This window comes from Halorussus amylolyticus, from assembly GCF_004143485.2.
Lineage (GTDB): Archaea > Halobacteriota > Halobacteria > Halobacteriales > Haladaptataceae > Halorussus > Halorussus amylolyticus.
This window is the reverse complement of record NZ_ML974134.1, coordinates 159,934-176,685: the sequence shown is the minus strand read 5'-3', so window position 1 is coordinate 176,685 and position 16,752 is coordinate 159,934. Positions and strand designations below refer to the sequence as shown.

Here is a 16,752-nt window from a genome sequence, read left to right as displayed (position 1 = left end):
TGAGGCGACTCACAATTTCAATCCCCTTCGACCACGGTGGCAGTCGCGTGATTCCCGCCGACGCGCTCGATTCGAATGTCCACGCGGTCACCGATGTCCGCGTCGGGAACGAACACGACGAACGAGCCGATTCGGGCGACGCCGTCGCCCTCGCTCCCGAGGTCTTCGATTTCGACCGAGTAGTGTTCGCCGACTTCGACCGGGGCCGATTCGCGGTCGGGCATGCCCTTGAACACGTGTTCTTCGAGGTTAAGTAATGGGTGCGTGACGCCGCTCGCCGCCCCGAAACGCTCGAAGTAACCGAATCCAGTTCGTCGTCCACAAGCCTTATCGCTCGGTCGGCCCGTACTCGCCCGCATGGACGAATCCGCCGTACGCGACCTGCTCCGACGGGTCGAGGACCCCGACCTCGGTGACGACATCGTCTCGTTGAACCTCGTCAACGACGTGTCGGTCGAGGGCGACACCGCCGACATCTCACTCGCGCTCGGTGCGCCGTACTCCCCGCACGAAACCCAAATCGCGAACCGCGTCCGAGCGGTCCTCGCCGACGAGGGACTGGAGGCGAACCTCACCGCGAACGTGGACGACGACCTCTCGGCTGACGAACAAATCCTGCCGAACGTCGAGAACATCATCGCGGTCGCCTCCGGAAAGGGCGGTGTCGGCAAATCCACCGTCGCGGTCAACATCGCGGCGGGCCTCTCACAACTCGGCGCGCGCGTCGGCCTGTTCGACGCCGACGTGTACGGTCCGAACGTCCCCCGGATGGTGGACGCCGACGAAGTGCCCAGAGCAACCGAGGACGACACCATGATTCCACCCGAGAAGTTCGGCGTGAAACTGATGAGCATGGCGTTCCTCGTCGGCGAGGACGACCCCGTCATCTGGCGGGGCCCGATGGTCCACAAGGTCCTCACCCAACTTTGGGAGGACGTCGAGTGGGGGCACCTCGATTACATGGTCGTGGACCTTCCGCCGGGAACCGGCGACGCCCAGCTCACCCTGCTCCAGAGCGTCCCGGTCACGGGTGCGGTCGTCGTCACGACACCTCAAGCGGTCGCCATCGACGACGCTCGGAAGGGACTCCGGATGTTCGGTCGCCACGACACCAACGTCCTCGGCATCGCCGAAAATATGTCCACGTTTCGGTGCCCGGACTGCGGGAACGAACACGACATCTTCGGGCGCGGCGGCGGCGCGAAGTTCGCCGAGGACAACGACATGCCGTTCCTCGGGTCGATTCCCATCGACCCGTCGGTCCGAACCGGCGGCGACGAAGGCAAGCCAATTGTCCTCGACGAGGACAGCGAGACGGGCGACGCCTTCCGTGTCCTCACGGAGAACGTCGCCAACAACGTCGGGATTATCAAACGCAGGACCCAACAGTAGCCCATGACTCAGGACCACGAAACGCACACACCGGACCCGGAGCGCGTCGAGACGCTCCGAGAAATCGCCGAGGACGTTCGCGGCGACTCCTCCGAGAGCGAGCAAGTCTCCGCGATGCTCTATCGCGTCAGCGACCTCTACGACCCCGACGAGGAGACTTCGCCGAAGGACATCTACCTGAATATGCGCGAGATTCTGCGGACGAAAGAGTCGTAAGTCCTACCGAAGTTTTCGCAGTGCGATGCCTCCGACGAGGAGCGCGACCGGGAAGTAGATCAACGGAACGCCAGCAAAGTCGTACCCACGACTCAGCTTTTCGTCCAAGGGTGGTTCGTAGCTGGCGTTTTCGTACTCGTAATTGTCGTCCATCCACGTCGGCCGGACTGGCTCGTACGACGTGTTCCACGTCGATGTGTCGCTTCCGGCCTGTCCGGCGAACTCTACCTGGTCGATTGCACCTTCTTGCGTGGACATGTTGCCCGTGTAAAGGCGTGCTTCGCCAGCGATTTCGGTTCCATCCTCGTCGAGCAGTTCGACCGTGATAGTGCGCGAGTCGCCGGGGCGAACTGACGCGGGATAGAGGCTCCCATCGGTTCTGACGGTGTGGACCATGAGCTTGGTGCTGTAGAGTTGCTTCGAGGGGTTAGCGATGGTGACGTTCGCCACCGCAGAGGATTCTCCTTTGACGGTGCCGCTCGTCACCTCTACGTCTGTGATGTGGGGTGTTGGCACGGGACCGGAATCACTGGAGTTAATTTCACGCGTGAAATTGAACTGCGTGGCATTGCCGTACGTCGAGAACGTGACGGTGTGATTGTCTTGATTGGCGTTGAGTCCCGGCGTGATATTCACTTCGTTGGTTCGGCTTTCGTTCTGGTCGAGTCTGTAATCGGCGCTGTGGACGCGTTGTTCATCCACTGTTACGGTGTATGCTGTATGGTCTCCATCTCGTGATGTAGGGTTAGTAATACCTATACTCAATGTAGAATTGTTTGGGTTGAAATCAACCTCGTACAACATCCCCGTTGAATCTGCGACTGTTCTGGAGAGATTTGTTTCTTGGGTCATACCGACTTCACTAACAACTGACGTTGAGAATCCACACAAGAGAAATAAAGCTATCAGTACAAAGCAACATTTTATCACATCCATGTGTGCACCACAATAAATTTTATCTTTTTATTTAATCTTATCTATTTAACTTCTGGTTTCTTGAATTTATATTGGGCTGGCGAAGTCTGTCGAGTATATCCCAACGATCTTTCACATCATCGAATGTGAATTCTTCAGTCTGTTCGGAAACCCGCTTTGTTCGTTCCTCCCCAGAGTCCTTGCGGACGTACCGCTGAACAACGTCACCCTCTACGACAGCCGAAGTTTCGACCACCTGACTCTCGTTGGTGTAAGTCGCCTGCTCGTGGCGAGTACTACCGGTCTGCTTCCGAAGGTCCCAAGAGGTATCGGTGTTCGTTTGGCCGATCCGTAAATCCTCGTCTCGTTGGGCCTTTTTGTATGCGTGTTGTCTATCTCCAGTTGTTTCTACGGGTCTCCAATCGTACTCTGCAGGTTGCGTAAGCACGTCCCGCTGGGCTTCGTAGACCGTTTTGGTGTCGGTGTACCGACTCTTTTCCTCGATTTCGTACTGGGTCTCGTAGACCGCATCCCTCAGTTTGACGCGTCGAGTCTCACCAGTCGCCCGATGGTCTGAGTCCGTCTTCGAAGGTGCCCAGTACGTCTTTGTCCTCGTGACCGTGTACGTGTACGACCGCGTTGTGGTGTACGTACGAGTCTCGGTGTCGTAGTACGTGTACGTCTCTGTCGTTTCGTAACACCCGAAGTCGAGACACCGCGTCACTGTTCGCGTTCCGGTGCGGCGAACCGACACCGTCCTCGTCCTCGTGACCGTTTTTGTCCCCGTTTTCTCGACCTCTTTATCGTATTCGTACTGTTTTTCGATCTGATACTCTGCAGGCCTCACCTTCTTTTGGCGCGTCTGCCCCGTAAATTCGCCGTTCCATCGGTTCGAATCCCGCCACTTTGGTTTGACGCTGTCTCGCCACTCGGTATCAACTTCCGTCCGCGTGATCTCCTCTTCGGACGTTCCACCGGGATACCACTCGTCTTGAGATGCGAGAAGCGCATCTCGCATTCGTCGCGAGTCGAACGTTTTCGTTTCAGTCTCGTATTCGGCGTCTTGGACCTTGACGCGCTCTTGAAGCGCATATTCCGTCTCCTGTTCCTTCTCTTCGACCGAATATCCACGACGTTGATACCGATTACGCTCGTCCGTGGAATCGACGGTTACTTCGTCGAATTCCGGTTCTTCGACGACGTACGTCATGTCGCTCACGGTGAGGTTCGTCCAATACTGACCGTCCTTCTCCCACACGCTCTCAGTTGGGAGTTCCACTTCGTGCTCTTTTTGCGTGTTCTCTTCGTTGTAAACTGCTATTGTTGGTGGCGAAGAACCTCCAGATAACGCCGAGGCAGGAATCTCGAGGAGTCCCACGTATCGATACGCGTCTTCGGTCGCGTCCGAGTGGCTGCTGTCCGTTGCTTCGACTGCTTTCCATTCGATAACTTTCGCATCCGGATGACCAACGGAGAGTCCGAGCTCGAAATCCTCGTAGTAGGTTCGTTTCGAGAGGCCGTACGCTTCCGTCTTCACACGAACGCGAACAGTTTCGTCAGCGTAGTACGGCGTCTCGTCTAGGACCTCCGTCTCCTCGATTTCAGGAACAAAGTATTCGAGGAAGTCGAAATCACGCTTCGTTCGAAGGTCGTGCTCGTCCTCCACGATGCTCGCGGCTCTTTCGTAGGCACTAAACTTCGCGGTCGTGTTGTCGGGTTTCGTCGGCTTCGCACCGTACTGCCAGATGTATTTTAGCTCGGTTTTGTCAGGGTCGAAGGAGTCGCTCGCATCTACGACGATGCCGTGTTCTCGTGTGATGTAATCTTTCGTTCCATCATTGACGACATCGAGACGGAGTTCGGGTTTGCTTGGAGTGACCTCAAAATAAGAAGTATCCTCCTTCCACCATGATTCTTGTTTATTTTCCACAATATATTCTGCATCTATGTCATAATTCCCAGGATAGTCTGCTTTCCAAAGCGTCTTTACGAAGATTGTGTCATTTTCTTCAATATAGTTTGATTGACGAGAAGATTTGTGATTCACTCGCTCAACAGACTTCCTAGAGTAATGATTTATTGTCAAATTTTCCGGATCGACACCATTCAAATCAATCTCCAGCACGTGACGCGCTGTATAGCGACTCGGGTCGATACGCTCGTGGTACGAGTCCACCGGCCCGTTGACGAACTCCGACCGAACGATCTCGGGTTCTTTCACTGGCACGATCTCGGTACTGGTCTCCGAGACCTGCCCTCGTTCGTCGGTAGCGACGACCGTCACTCGATGGCGCTCGCCCGGGGTAAATTCCGACTGAGAGAACCGTAGTATCTGTCGGTCGGTGTTCCCACGTTGCCCCGGTCGCGTCGGTTGCGTAGTCGCGACGACGTCACCACCGACTTCGACGCGTACCGTCTCGAGATTTCCGTACTCGTCGAGGCCGAGGGCCTCACCCGAAATCGCTCCGAACCGGTCGAGCGAATCGACCGACACTTCGGGTCGCGGGTCGGCGACAACGTCGGTCGAGTCGTCGGCGAACGTGGCGACGTTCTCCGAGCCGTCGCGATACGTGACGAGCGCGTAAATCTCGTGGTCGCCGGGAGTCCACGTCCGCGTCAACGACCGACCCGTTCCGACCCGGTCGGCCGTCGTCCGCCACTCGACGGACTCGATGCGGTTTTCGGACGCATCCGTCTGGAGTTCGTAGTGGCCGCGGAGCGGTTCGGACCCCGTCACGACCTCGTCGCCGATTACGGTCGGGGAGACTCGGTCAGCAATTGCGGTGTCGGGACCAGTCTTAGACGAGTCGTCCGGCGATTGGGCGGGCGGGTCGGAGTCGCTTCGAACGGTGGCTTGCAGAGAATCCGTACTCGATTGACCGTCCGCATCGTAGACGGTGGCGGTAATCGTTCGCGACCCCGAGGTCGGGAAGCGCTTGGTCACGGTGTCGGATGACTGGTCGGCCGAGAGCGAGCGGTTCGCGATTTCCGTTCCATCGACGGTCCAAACGACGTAGTCGAGCGCCGCGGCTCCGGTCTCGAAGGAGGCAGTGTACGTCTCTTCGCTCCCCGCAGTCGAGTCCTGTTCTCCCGATACCGAGACCTCGGGGTCTGCACCGGGCGAGACGTCCACGTAGAGCGTGTCCGAGCGAGTCGCCCCCTCGTCGTCGGTGACGGTGAGCGTGACCCGATAGCGGCCGGTCTCGTCGGGGTCGAAAGACGTTTCGGCGCACGACGCACAGTTCGGTGTCGTCGTCGTGCCGTCCGGGGTTCGAATCGTCCACTCGTGCGTCTGGATGTCCCCGTCCGGGTCGTAGGACTCGGTTCCGTCGAGCAGGACGGTCGCTCCCCGGGTCACCTCTTGGTCGAGTCCGGCATCGGGAAGCGGAGGTTCGTTCTCGGGGGTGGTGACTCCGGCGGTCGCACCGGTGAGAAGCAACACGGCGACGGCGGCAACGACCGTGACAACGGCGAAACTCGGCGTCCTCATTCTTGGGCCGGGTTTGACTCCCGTTCACTTAAAAAATTACGTGATTAAATTTGCGGAAAATATAGGGGTGGAATCGAGAGTTCGACCCACACTTTCGTTCACAGTCCGACGATAGCTCAGAAACGTAGAAAATCTACCAGTATCGCCCAACCCTCACGAAAATTCCTTGCTAATCTATAGCAAAGGCTTTACTGCGTGCATCCCGATTCTTCAAACACTAGGCCTAACGGCCGTGAGCTACCAATATGACCAATGACGAACTCATCTGGCGAGTCGCGGGCGGTTCCGGCGACGGAATCGACTCCACGAGCCAGAACTTCGCGAAGGCCCTGATGCGGTCGGGCCTGAACGTCTTCACGCATCGTCACTATCCGTCGCGCATCCGCGGCGGCCACACGTACGTAGAGATTCGGGCGAGCGACGAGGAAGTGAAGTCGCGGGGCGACGGGTACAACTTCCTGCTCGCGCTGGGCGATAGTTTCGCCCGGAACCCACAGGAGCAGGCGTACTACGGCAACGAGGAGATAAAGCCGCTCTCGGAGAACTTGGACGAACTCCGCGAAGGCGGAATCATCGTTTACGACTCCGGACTGCTCGACACTGACGAAGTCGAGAACTTCGACGAGCGCGTCGAGGAGAACGACTGGCACGTCTACGACCTCGACCTTCGAGGTCTCGCCAAGGAACACGGCCGCGAAGTCATGCGGAACACCGCGGGCGTGGGCGCGACCGCCGCGCTGCTCGACCTCGACCTCGACCCCATCGAGGAACTGATGGAGGACGCGATGAGCGGCGACGTGCTGGAGGCCAACCTCACCATCCTCCACGACGCCTACGACGGCGTCAAAGAGGACTACGAGTTCACGCACGACCTGCGCGCGCCCACGGGTGACCACGACGAGGAGCCGGTGTTCGTCTCCGGGTCGCACGGCATCGCCTACGGCGCGCTCGACGAGGGCTGTCGGTTCATCGCTGGCTATCCGATGACGCCGTGGACCGACGTGTACACCATCATGACCCAGAATCTCGGGGAGTTCGGCGGTATCTCCGAGCAGGTCGAAGACGAAATCGCGGCGGCGTCGCTCGCAATCGGTGCGAGCCACGCGGGCGCGAAGGCGATGTCCGGGTCGTCGGGCGGCGGCTTCGCGCTGATGTCCGAACCGCTCGGTCTCGCGGAGATGACCGAGACGCCCATCGTGCTCGTCGAATCGATGCGCGCTGGCGGTTCGACCGGGATGCCGACCAAGCCCGAGCAGGGCGACCTCGAACACGTTCTGTACACCTCGCAGGGCGACTCGAACCGCGTGGTGTTCGCGCCGGGCGACCCCGCGGAGTGTTACGAGCAGACACGCAAGGCGTTCGAGCTCGCGTACGACTACCAGATTCCGGCCATCGTCATCTACGACCAGAAGCTCTCGGGCGGCCACCAGACCGTGCCCGAGTCGGTCTTCGACGAGGAGCCGAACCCCGACCTCGGGAGCATCGTCACCGAGGAGGACCTCGAAGACGCGGCCCAGGAAGCGGGCCGATTCAAGCGGTTCATGTACGACGCCGAGAGCGGTGCGAACGGCGTCAGTCCGCGCTCGCTCCCCGGCCAGAAGGGCGGTAACTACCTCGCGTCGGGCAACGAGCACAACGAGGTCGGCCACATCAGCGAGGACCCGACGAACCGCGTCCTCCAGATGGAGCGTCGGATGGCGAAGCTCGACTCCATCGCGGACGAGCTTTCGGAGAACGCCGACCATCAGGCCGTCTACGGACCCGAGGACGCCGAGTACGGCATCCTGAGCTTCGGCTCGACGAAGGGCGTCGCCGAGGAAGCGGTGGACCGCCTCAACGACGAGGGCCACTCGGTCAAGGCGATGAACGTCAGCGACATCATGCCGTTCGCGAAGGACGACGTGACTGCGTTCCTCGAAAGCGTGGACGAGGCGCTGGTCGTGGAGATGAACGCGACCGCGCAGTTCCGCCGACACATTCAGGGCCAACTCGGCCGGTTCGGCGACAAACTGTACAGCCTGCTCAAGTACGACGGCAACCCCTTCGAGCCAGCGGAGGTCGTCTCCGGCTTCGAAGTACGGCTCGGCGAGGAGGCCGACGTGGGCGACTACAACGTCCGCATCGAATCCGCAACGGGTGATTAATCATGAGTGCATTCAACGCAATCGGCGAAGACCGCGAAATCGACCGCGACGAGTTCACGCCCGAAATCGAACCCCAGGCGACGTGGTGTCCGGGCTGTGGCGACTTCGGCGTCCTCAAGGCGCTGAAGCAGGCGATGCCGGAAGTCGGTCGCACCCCCGAGGAGACGCTCCTCGTCACGGGTATCGGCTGTTCGGGCAAGCTGTCGAGCTACTTCCGGAGCTACGGCTTCCACTCGATTCACGGCCGGTCGCTCCCGGTGGCACGCGCCGCGAAGCTCGCGAACCCCGGTCTCGAAGTCATCGCGGCGGGCGGTGACGGCGACGGCTACGGCATCGGCGGGAACCACTTCATGCACACCGCCCGCGAGAACCACGACATGACCTACATCGTGTTCGACAACGAGATTTTCGGGCTGACGAAGGGCCAGACCTCCCCGACCAGTCCGAAGGGTCACAAGTCGAAGACTCAGCCCCACGGGAGCGCCAAGAGTCCGATTCGGCCGCTCTCGCTCGGACTGACTTCGGGCGCGTCGTACATCGCCCGAACCGCGGCGGTCAACCCGAACCAGGCGAAAGAAATCATCGCGGAGGCGATGGAGCACGACGGCTTCGCGCACATCGACTTCCTCACGCAGTGTCCGACGTGGAACAAGGACGCGAAGCAGTACGTCCCGTACATCGACATTCAGGACAGCGACGACTACGACTTCGACATCCACGACCGCCGTGAGGCGGCCGAGATGATGTACGAGGCCGAGGACGCCCTCTACGAGGGCGAAGTCCTCACGGGTCGGTTCTACGTGGACGACGACCGTCCCTCCTACCAGCAGGAGAAGCAGGCCACGGGCGACATGCCCGAGGAACCGCTGGCCGAGCGGTACTTCGACGACGATTACGAGTGGGAGCGCAGCTACGACCTGCTCGACCGGCACCGCTGAGCCGACCGCACCGCATTTTTTCGAGCGATACAAATCCGTGCCAGTGCCGACAGTGTCCTCGGAGTGGCTCGCGGAGCCGAAAATCCCGCACCGACAGAAAAGCTCGAATTCGAATCGATTCGCTTCGAATCGATTCGACCCGAAAGCCGAACGAAGTTCGACTCGCCGCTCAGAGCGACAGTCCGAACACCGACAGCGCGCTGGTCGCGCCGCCGCCGTTCTCGGCCGCGATTCGCGCGGATTCGGTGGCGAAGTCACCGTCCTCCTCGGCCGACACCGCGCCGACCGTCGTCCGGAACGCGAGGGCGGCGACTCGGGCGGCCGCGTCCTCGACGAGGGCGCGGTCGCCCGACGGTGCGGCTTCGACCGTTTCGGTCGCCACCGACCGTATTTCGTCGGCCGCCGTCTCGGCGTCCCCGACCGATTCGAGGCGCTGGCCGATGCGGTGGCCCACGAGCGAGGCGACCGCGTCGGTCGCCTCGTCGTCGGACACCGCGTCGAGTACGTCCGCGACCGTCACGTCCGTCTCGGTCGGGTCGGCGTCGGGACCGACGCCGTCGTGGATGTCGGCGTCGAGTCCGAGCGATTCGTAGAGGTCGGTCATCGTCGGAGCGTAGGCGTCGAGTCCGGCGGCCAACTCCGCGCTCTCGCTTGCACGGACCTTGTAGCCGGTGAACGCCGCCACGTCGCCCTCGCCTAACTGCCCGCCGGGCGAATCGAGTTCGTCCGCGACCTCATCGATTGCGTCGGCGTCGAACACCTCGCTCGCGTCGCCGTACTGCGGTGCGGCGACGACGTTCCAACCCTTCTGAAGGGTGGTCGTTCCCGGATTGGACTCGTGGTGGCCCGGCGGCGTGTCCTCACGCGTTCGGAAGTCCACGACCGCGCGCACGCCCTCGTCGGGCGTGACCTTGAACGCCGACAGCGTCTCGACGTACTTCAGTTTCCCTTGGCCGGTGACGCGCTTCCACTTGCCGGACTCCTCGTGCCAGTATTCGAGGTCGCCCGCGAACTCACGGAAGCTCTCGACGCCGAGAATCTCGTAGATGGTCCTGTCGGTCGGGCCGGGAATGCCGAGACCGTACGACCCGTCCGGGTCGAGATAGAGGTCGGTAGCGATTCGGGTCGGTTCGGACGCCTCGACTTCCTCCGGCGGTGCCGTCAGGAACGGGTCGTAGGCGGCGTCGCCGTCCGCGATGGTGTCGTCGTACGACCGCTCGCCGAGGTAGTTCAGCCGGAAGTCGAACGGGCCGGTGGGAGCGGTGGCACCGTCCGACGGGTCGCCGACGAACGGCACGTCGGTCGCCGAGAAGTCGTTGTGTCGCGCCACGACAGCGTCGGCATCGACGCCGTAGAAGTCGCCTCCGACATCGAGACCCGTCTCCGCCTCGAAGACGTTGCCTTCGAGCGAGACGTAGTCGCCGGTCTGGAGGTAGCCGGTGGCGGCGTTCTCGACGGTGTTGCCCTCGATGGACACGTCGCGTTCGCCGAAGCCGAAGTCGCCGACGCGGATTCCGACGTTGGCGTCGGCGATGTCGTTGCCCTCGATTTCGACGTTGGCCTCGTCAACGAAGATGCCGTTGTCGGTGTCGGTGTCCGGGTCGTCGTCGTCGGGACCGACGATGGTGTTGTCGGCGATGCGGTTGTCGTCGCTCGCATCGAAGTCGCCCCAGACGAGGACGCCCGCCTGGTAGCCCTCGCCGTACGTGATGTCGGAGTCGGTCACCGTGACTCCGTCGGCGTTTTCCACGTAGACGCCGCCCCACCCGGACTCGGCCGGGCGCTCGAACGTGACGTCGGTGATGGTCGCGTTCGCGACCGGACCGCCTCCGTTCACGTCGGTTCCGACGCCGATGTCACTATCGACTACGGTGATGTCCTCGACGTGGAGGTCGGACGTATCCTGGCCGAGAAGTACGCCTGCCGTCCCGGCGACGGTCGCGTTCCGGACCGTAGTGCCGGTCACGAGTTCGCCGATTCGAACGGCGTTTCCGATTTCGTTCTTCGGGTCTATCTCGCCGCCGAGGACGTTCACCGAGAGGTTCTCGATGGTGACGTCGTCCGCCGCGACGTTGACGACGTTCGGCGAGTCGAGGTCGTCGGCGTGGACGATTTCGGGCGTGGCACCCTCGGCACCGCGAATCGTGACGCCGGACGTGCCGACGTACAGGCCCGTCTGGGTGCCCCGCTCGTCGGCGACTTCGTAGGTGCCGCCGCCGACCACGACCTCGTCGCCGGACGTGACGAAATCGACCGCGGCTTGGAGGTCGTCGAGCTGATTCGGCACCTCGATGGGCGACTCGTAGGCGGTCGTCGGGCGGAACGTCGCCGCCGTCTCGACCTCCCGGTCGCGGTCGTCGAGCGAGACGACTCGCATGTCGAGCGCGAACTGGCCGACCTCGCCCGCTGGCGTCTCGATGGTCGCCTCGACGGCGCCGTCGATTGGCTCGTCGTAGGTAATCGGCTCGCCGAGACCGACCCGTTCGCCCTCGACCGACAGCGTCAGGTCGCTCTCGTCGATGAACCGCAGGCCGGAGACGTCGAACGCGACCTCGAGGAGGTTCGAGACCTCGATTTCGGCGGTCGCGGATTCGCCCGGTGCGATTCGCTCGGCCGGAGTCTCGACGACCGCGACGGGCGGCGTCTGTGCGGCGTACGAGACGAGATTCGCGAGGAGCGCGCGGCCGTCGTCGGTGAACGCGTCCCGGTCGACGTACTCGCCGACCCCGAGCGACGAGGCGACGACGACCCGCGAGAGGTCGTCCACCGCGAGCGCGTCGCCCGACTCGGCCGCCCCGAGCGCGACCCCTGCGAGCGTCGTGCCCGAGATGGGACCGCGGTAGTCCTCGAAGTGCGAGTGGAAACCGCCGTACGAGTAGAACCCCGACGAGACCGAGTCGGGTTCGTTGACCGTCACCGAGTCGCCAGCCTCGGCGATACCGTCGAGTACCGGGTGGTCGCGGTCCACCGTGTAGTTGACCGGCGGGGCCTCGAACTCGACGTACGCGTCGGTCGTGGAACTCGGGTCGCCGGTGGCGTCCGAAATCTGCGAGACGCCCTCGCTGGCCTCGCCGAACTGGTCGAGGTAGACGACACCGACCTCGGGTGCGGACCCGACCTCCACGAACTCGGCGACGAGGTCGTCGTCAGTGCCGAGGTTCTGGACGACGTACGCGTCGTGCTCGCGGTCGGTCGCGGCCGCGAGCGCCGTCGCGGCGTCGAGCGTCGCGAAATCGTACCGCGGGTGGGTCCCGGCTTCGAGGAGGCTCTGTACGTCGGCACCGTACGCTCCCGAGTCGTCGACGATGCCGACCGAGACCGAGTCCGCGTAGACGGACGTAGAGCCGGTCGTGACCGAAACGGTCTCGCCGAGTCCCGCGAGCGTGAGTTCGAGGTCGAGGTCGCCGACGCCGTCGGCTCCGGTCTCGACCGTCACGGTCACGGTGTCGGACACGGGTCCGTCGAGCGAGACCGGTTCGTCGAACTCGGCGGCCTCGCCGTCTACCGAAATCGCCGCGTCGCCCTCGTAATCCCCGACGAGCGCGGCGGTGAGCGTCTCGGCGTTGGCGACTTCGACTTCCACGTCGAACGACTCACCGGCCTCCAGTCCGTCGGGCTGGTCGGTGACCGGCGTCACTGCGAGGTTGTCCGCGAGCGTGAAGTCGCGCGTGAGGAATTCGTCGTCGACTTCGACCGAGACGGTCTGGCTGGCGTGGCCGAAGGCGTCGACAGTGAGGTCGTAGGTCCCACTCGTCGCACGGACTTCGTACTCGCCGTCGGCGTCGGTCTCGGTCGAGAAGCCGGCGATTTCGACGGTCGCGCCCTCGATGGGCGCGCCGTCGGCGTCGGTGACGGTCCCGGTCACGCCGCTGTCGGCCGCGAGTCGGCCGACAGCGGCGACCGCGTCCACGATGCCGTGGCCGTACCGGGTGTCGGGGTTGTCGGGTTCTCCGTCGGGCTTCCAGGCCGTCGCCGTGAGCGCTTTCTTCATCCGGTCGGGAGAGAAGCCTCCGCCGGAGGCCGACTCCATCAGCCCCGCGAGACCGGCGATGTGCGGCGACGCCATCGACGTGCCCGAGATGGCGTTGTACGGGCCGTCGCTGTGGTCCACCGGGTACGAACTCAACACGTCCGCGCCGGGCGCGGCCGCGTCGGGGACGACGTAGGAATCGGGCCACTCGTCGGGCGCAGTGCTTCCCCACGCGTCCTCGGTGGTGACGGTCTCGCCGCCCGAGAAGCTCGCGATTTCCTCGGCCTCGTTGCTCGCACCGGCCGCGAAGCTGTCGTAGACGTTGCCGGGCGACCCCGACGTGCCGGGACCGTCGTTGCCAGCCGCGGCCACGACGAGCGTCCCGGCGTCCTCGGCGTTTCGGACCGGCTCGACCATCTGAGCCGAGTAGCCCGACGCGCCGAGACTCATGTTGATGACGTCGGCGTCCTGCTCGACCGCCCACTGCATGCCAGCGATAATCTGCGTGAACGACCCGCCGCCCTCGGGTAGAATGAGCGAGTGCAGAAGCTCCGCCTCCGGGGCGACACCGATGGCGGTTCCCGAGTCGTCGCCGCCCGCTACGGTCCCACTGACGTGAGTGCCGTGGTATCCCGAGTCGTAGGGGTCGGAATCGACCTCGTTCCCGTCGGAGTCGAACTCTGAGAAGTTCTCGGGCGCGATGTCGATGTCCGGGTGGTCGGGGTCGACGCCGGTGTCGAGGACCGCGATTTTGGCACCCTCGCCGCGCGTGCCGTAGGTGTCCCACGCTTCCGGGACGCCCATCTGTTCGAGACCGTACGTGACGTCGGTCTCCTCGGCGTCGGCGCTCGCCGCGTCGGGGTCCGGAATCTCGAACTGGCTGTTGGCGTGGACTTCCGCGACGCCCTTCTGGGCCATCAGCGTCTCGGGGTCGAACTCCTCGGGTTCGACGTCGAGTAGAAGCGAGTTCGAGAGCCAGAACTGATTTTTCACCTCCAAGCCGTCGGTTCGCTCGACGTACCCGACGATGGGCTTCTGGCTCTCGGTGGCCGTCGCCTTGAGTCGGTCGACCGTGGAGTCCGATGAGGAGAACGGGATATCGACCTGCTCGGCCCGGACGACGACTTCGGTCGGACCGTCCGCGCTCGCTCCGGATATCGGAAACAGCGAGAACGCGCCCGCCGCCGCGGTTCCCTGCAGAATTCGCCGCCGTGAGACTGACGGTACGGATTCGTCGTTCGTGGTAGCTGTTCTCTTCCTCATGCGTTGTGTCTCGGCTCGAAAGCCATACCACAGACACTATATTATAATTTTAAAGAGTTTATGGATAGTATTTTTAGATATTTTCAAATTTCGCAAAACCGAATCCTATAGACGGCCGGGTTCGCGTTCGGAAGCGGTTCGGGAGTTCTGATTCGGAACGACTCCCCGAGCGAAATCAGAACTCGACGTTCGACGTCGAGGAGAGGTCCGCGGGGTCGGTCTCGATTTCGCCCTCGCGGACGAACTCGTAGTCGTCGTCAGTGAGATACACGGCGTCGTCTCGAACCTCGATTTGGATGCTATCGAGAGACGCGCCCTCGCACGGGCCGTACGTGCAGCGACCCGTGTCGCTCTCGAACATCGCCCCGTGGTTCGCGCAGACGAGTTCGCCGTCGCGCGTGGGCGCGCCCGACCCCTTGTCGAGGCGGATGTGGGTGAAGTGCATACATCGGTTCACCCACCCCGAAATTCCGTCGTCGAGTCGGGTCAGAATCGCTTCGTCTTCCTCGTCCGAGTCGGTGTCGCGCACCGTGAACAGGAACGTCGTGTCGGCGGGCACGTCCTCGACCGCGGCGATGCGTTGGCCTGCGTCCATCAGTTCGAGGGAGGGAAGGGACGCCAATTCTTCCTTTCGATACCGATTTTCGTTCGGCGAGCGCGGTCGGGTCGGCGTCGCCGACCCGACCGCCTCCCTCGGCGAGTGCGTGACCGCAACCCGAATGCACCAGACCTAACTCGGCGACCCGCGTTCGTGGGCGTATGAGCGATACCGAAGACGCAGTCAAGGAGTTCCTCCAAAACGCTGGCAAAGTGTACACCGAGTACGACAGAGGCTACATCGACGCCGACGCCGCGATGAGTCGGTTGGAGAAGGACATCGACGACCTCCGTGAGCGGGTCGAAGAATAGAACCAGAGCACAGAATCAGCAGTGGCGACCGCGATTCGCCTCGCGAATCGCGGTCGCCGTCGCCGCTTCTCCTACCGTCGAAAATCACTCCGTTCGGCGCTCGGTACTCCCTCGGCGCTCAGTACTTCGGGTCCGCGCCGGTCGTGGCGTAGATGTCGTCCATGATGGCGTCTCGCTTGGCCTGCCACGCCGAGAGTCGGTCGGGCGAGTTCGGGTACGACCCGTAGTGGTCGATGAGGTCGTCGGCGTGGGACTTCGTCCGGTAGAGGTCGGTCACGAGGTCCCAGTGGCCGATGGCCTTGATGGCGGTCTGAATCTTGAGCCACCACCCGACGTTGGCGCTCCCCGAGTAGAGCGCCTCGGCGAGTTTGGTCGCCGGAAGCGCGCCGAGCAGGCCCATCAGGTCGTCCACGTCCACCGCGGTCGAGAAGATGTTGTACACGTCGAGTCCGGCGTAGCGCGCGCCGAAGTGGTCCATCACGTTCTCGTTGTACTCCCAGAGGTTCGCCTCCGAAACCTCGCCGTCCTCGATGGCGTCGATGGCGGCCTCGGCCGCGTACTTGCCCGCGTAGGCCGCGCCCGCGATGCCGCCGCCCGTGGTGGGGTTGACGTGGCCCGCGGCGTCGCCGACCGACATGAAGCCGGGCGCGACCGCCGAGTCGTAGGGTCGCCGAGTCGGGAGCGCCGCGCCGAGTTTGTCCTCGACCGTCGCGCCCGCGAACTCCGGGCGATTCCGGAGGTCCTGCTTGAGGTCCTCGACCAGTTTCATCGGCTCCTCGTTCATCTGGAAGCCGAGTCCGGCGTTAATCTCGGTGTCAGTTCGCGGGAAGTACCAGAGGTAGCCCGCGGCGCGCTTCGTCGGCTTGAACACGAGCGCGTCCGACCACTCGACCGGTTCCTCGACGTGGACGATTTCCCGGTACGCCGAGCAGAACTGCGAGTAGGTGACGTTGGTGTCGAAGGTAGCGTCCGAGAGGTCGGTCTTGTCCTGCAGGAGCGACAGCGACCCCGCGGCGTCCACCACCACGTCGGCGTTGTACCGCTGGACGCTCCCGTCGCGTTTGCCCCGGACGCCCGTGACGCGGCCGTCCTCGCGCTGGGTCACGTCCTTGACGACGGTGTCGTAGTGGAACTCCGCGCCAGCGCGCTTCGCGCCCTCGATGACCGACCGGCCGTACTCCCACCGGTCGATGACCGCGAGTTCGCCCGGCACCGGGATTTCGAGGACCGTGTTCTCCTGTGGAATCTCGAATCGGCCGTGGTCCACGTCGGTGTTGGTGAACGACGACTCCAGTTGGGACTTCGGGATAGCCTCGGGGAAGGCGTCCGCGCCCTTTAAAGCGTCTCCGCAGGCGATGTGGCCCGCTTCCTCCTCGTCCTTTCGCTCGACCACGACGACATCGTAGCCCGCGTCGCTGGCGGTGGCGGCGGTGTAACACCCGGCCGTCCCCGCCCCGACGACGACGATATCGTACTCGTGAGTAGCCATACATTCGGATACGAGACGCAGAGGGC

General features: G+C 63.0%; 11 protein-coding genes. 5 read left to right on the top strand and 6 right to left on the bottom strand.

All coding sequences use genetic code 11. The annotated features are described in order from the left end of the window. Nucleotides 1–17 precede the first annotated feature (17 nt). The gene (locus EKH81_RS11680) at nucleotides 18–224 is read right to left on the bottom strand and encodes a TRAM domain-containing RNA chaperone (RefSeq protein WP_132057630.1); all 207 of its coding nucleotides are present in this window, start codon (nucleotides 222–224) and stop codon (nucleotides 18–20) included. Between the two features lie 133 nt (nucleotides 225–357). Between EKH81_RS11680 and EKH81_RS11675 the strand changes: the two genes are divergently transcribed. After that, nucleotides 358–1,392: an Mrp/NBP35 family ATP-binding protein gene (locus EKH81_RS11675; protein WP_132057629.1), complete on the top strand. Its 1,035-nt coding sequence runs from the start codon at nucleotides 358–360 to the stop codon at nucleotides 1,390–1,392. 3 nt (nucleotides 1,393–1,395) lie between these two features. Continuing rightward, nucleotides 1,396–1,608 carry a DUF7976 family protein gene (locus tag EKH81_RS11670; RefSeq protein WP_132057628.1) on the top strand — a complete coding sequence of 71 codons (213 nt, stop codon included), beginning with the start codon at nucleotides 1,396–1,398 and terminating at the stop codon, nucleotides 1,606–1,608. A gap of 3 nt (nucleotides 1,609–1,611) precedes the next feature. Here EKH81_RS11670 and EKH81_RS19580 read toward each other — a convergent pair whose 3' ends face one another. Together EKH81_RS19580 and EKH81_RS11660 are read right to left on the bottom strand one after the other, a co-directional pair. After that, complete coding sequence (locus EKH81_RS19580; protein WP_238392173.1) at nucleotides 1,612–2,310, bottom strand: hypothetical protein; 699 nt, start codon at nucleotides 2,308–2,310, stop codon at nucleotides 1,612–1,614. A gap of 271 nt (nucleotides 2,311–2,581) precedes the next feature. Beyond that, entirely contained in the window at nucleotides 2,582–6,013 is a 3,432-nt protein-coding gene (locus EKH81_RS11660) for a PKD domain-containing protein (protein ID WP_132057627.1), read from the bottom strand. A gap of 245 nt (nucleotides 6,014–6,258) precedes the next feature. On the opposite strand from EKH81_RS11660, the gene EKH81_RS11655 reads away from it, so the two are divergent. Further along, nucleotides 6,259–8,157, top strand: coding sequence for a 2-oxoacid:acceptor oxidoreductase subunit alpha (locus EKH81_RS11655; RefSeq protein ID WP_132057626.1), 1,899 nt, complete (start codon nucleotides 6,259–6,261; stop codon nucleotides 8,155–8,157). A gap of 2 nt (nucleotides 8,158–8,159) precedes the next feature. Next, nucleotides 8,160–9,095 (top strand): thiamine pyrophosphate-dependent enzyme, encoded by a 936-nt coding sequence (locus EKH81_RS11650; protein ID WP_132057625.1) that lies wholly within the window; start codon nucleotides 8,160–8,162, stop codon nucleotides 9,093–9,095. 169 nt (nucleotides 9,096–9,264) lie between these two features. Here EKH81_RS11650 and EKH81_RS11645 read toward each other — a convergent pair whose 3' ends face one another. Together EKH81_RS11645 and EKH81_RS11640 are read right to left on the bottom strand one after the other, a co-directional pair. After that, complete coding sequence (locus tag EKH81_RS11645) at nucleotides 9,265–14,328, bottom strand: S8 family serine peptidase (protein ID WP_132057624.1); 5,064 nt, start codon at nucleotides 14,326–14,328, stop codon at nucleotides 9,265–9,267. A gap of 175 nt (nucleotides 14,329–14,503) precedes the next feature. After that, nucleotides 14,504–14,923, bottom strand: coding sequence for a Rieske (2Fe-2S) protein (locus tag EKH81_RS11640; protein ID WP_132057623.1), 420 nt, complete (start codon nucleotides 14,921–14,923; stop codon nucleotides 14,504–14,506). A 164-nt stretch (nucleotides 14,924–15,087) separates the two neighbouring features. Here EKH81_RS11640 and EKH81_RS19375 point away from each other — a divergent pair, with 164 nt between their 5' ends. Continuing rightward, nucleotides 15,088–15,237: a hypothetical protein gene (locus tag EKH81_RS19375; RefSeq protein ID WP_202935127.1), complete on the top strand. Its 150-nt coding sequence runs from the start codon at nucleotides 15,088–15,090 to the stop codon at nucleotides 15,235–15,237. Between the two features lie 118 nt (nucleotides 15,238–15,355). Here the strand turns inward: EKH81_RS19375 and EKH81_RS11635 are convergent, their stop codons facing one another. After that, nucleotides 15,356–16,726, bottom strand: a complete 1,371-nt coding sequence (locus EKH81_RS11635; RefSeq protein WP_132057622.1) for a geranylgeranyl reductase family protein — start codon at nucleotides 16,724–16,726, stop codon at nucleotides 15,356–15,358. Nucleotides 16,727–16,752: the final 26 nt, after the last annotated feature.

Coding starts and splice junctions, on each gene's coding strand:
- EKH81_RS11680 (WP_132057630.1), bottom strand. CDS start 224: ATGCCCGACCGCGAATCGGCCCCGGTCGAAGTCGGCGAACACTACTCG.
- EKH81_RS11675 (WP_132057629.1), top strand. CDS start 358: ATGGACGAATCCGCCGTACGCGACCTGCTCCGACGGGTCGAGGACCCC.
- EKH81_RS11670 (WP_132057628.1), top strand. CDS start 1,396: ATGACTCAGGACCACGAAACGCACACACCGGACCCGGAGCGCGTCGAG.
- EKH81_RS11660 (WP_132057627.1), bottom strand. CDS start 6,013: ATGAGGACGCCGAGTTTCGCCGTTGTCACGGTCGTTGCCGCCGTCGCC.
- EKH81_RS11655 (WP_132057626.1), top strand. CDS start 6,259: ATGACCAATGACGAACTCATCTGGCGAGTCGCGGGCGGTTCCGGCGAC.
- EKH81_RS11650 (WP_132057625.1), top strand. CDS start 8,160: ATGAGTGCATTCAACGCAATCGGCGAAGACCGCGAAATCGACCGCGAC.
- EKH81_RS11645 (WP_132057624.1), bottom strand. CDS start 14,328: ATGAGGAAGAGAACAGCTACCACGAACGACGAATCCGTACCGTCAGTC.
- EKH81_RS11640 (WP_132057623.1), bottom strand. CDS start 14,923: ATGGACGCAGGCCAACGCATCGCCGCGGTCGAGGACGTGCCCGCCGAC.
- EKH81_RS19375 (WP_202935127.1), top strand. CDS start 15,088: ATGAGCGATACCGAAGACGCAGTCAAGGAGTTCCTCCAAAACGCTGGC.
- EKH81_RS11635 (WP_132057622.1), bottom strand. CDS start 16,726: ATGGCTACTCACGAGTACGATATCGTCGTCGTCGGGGCGGGGACGGCC.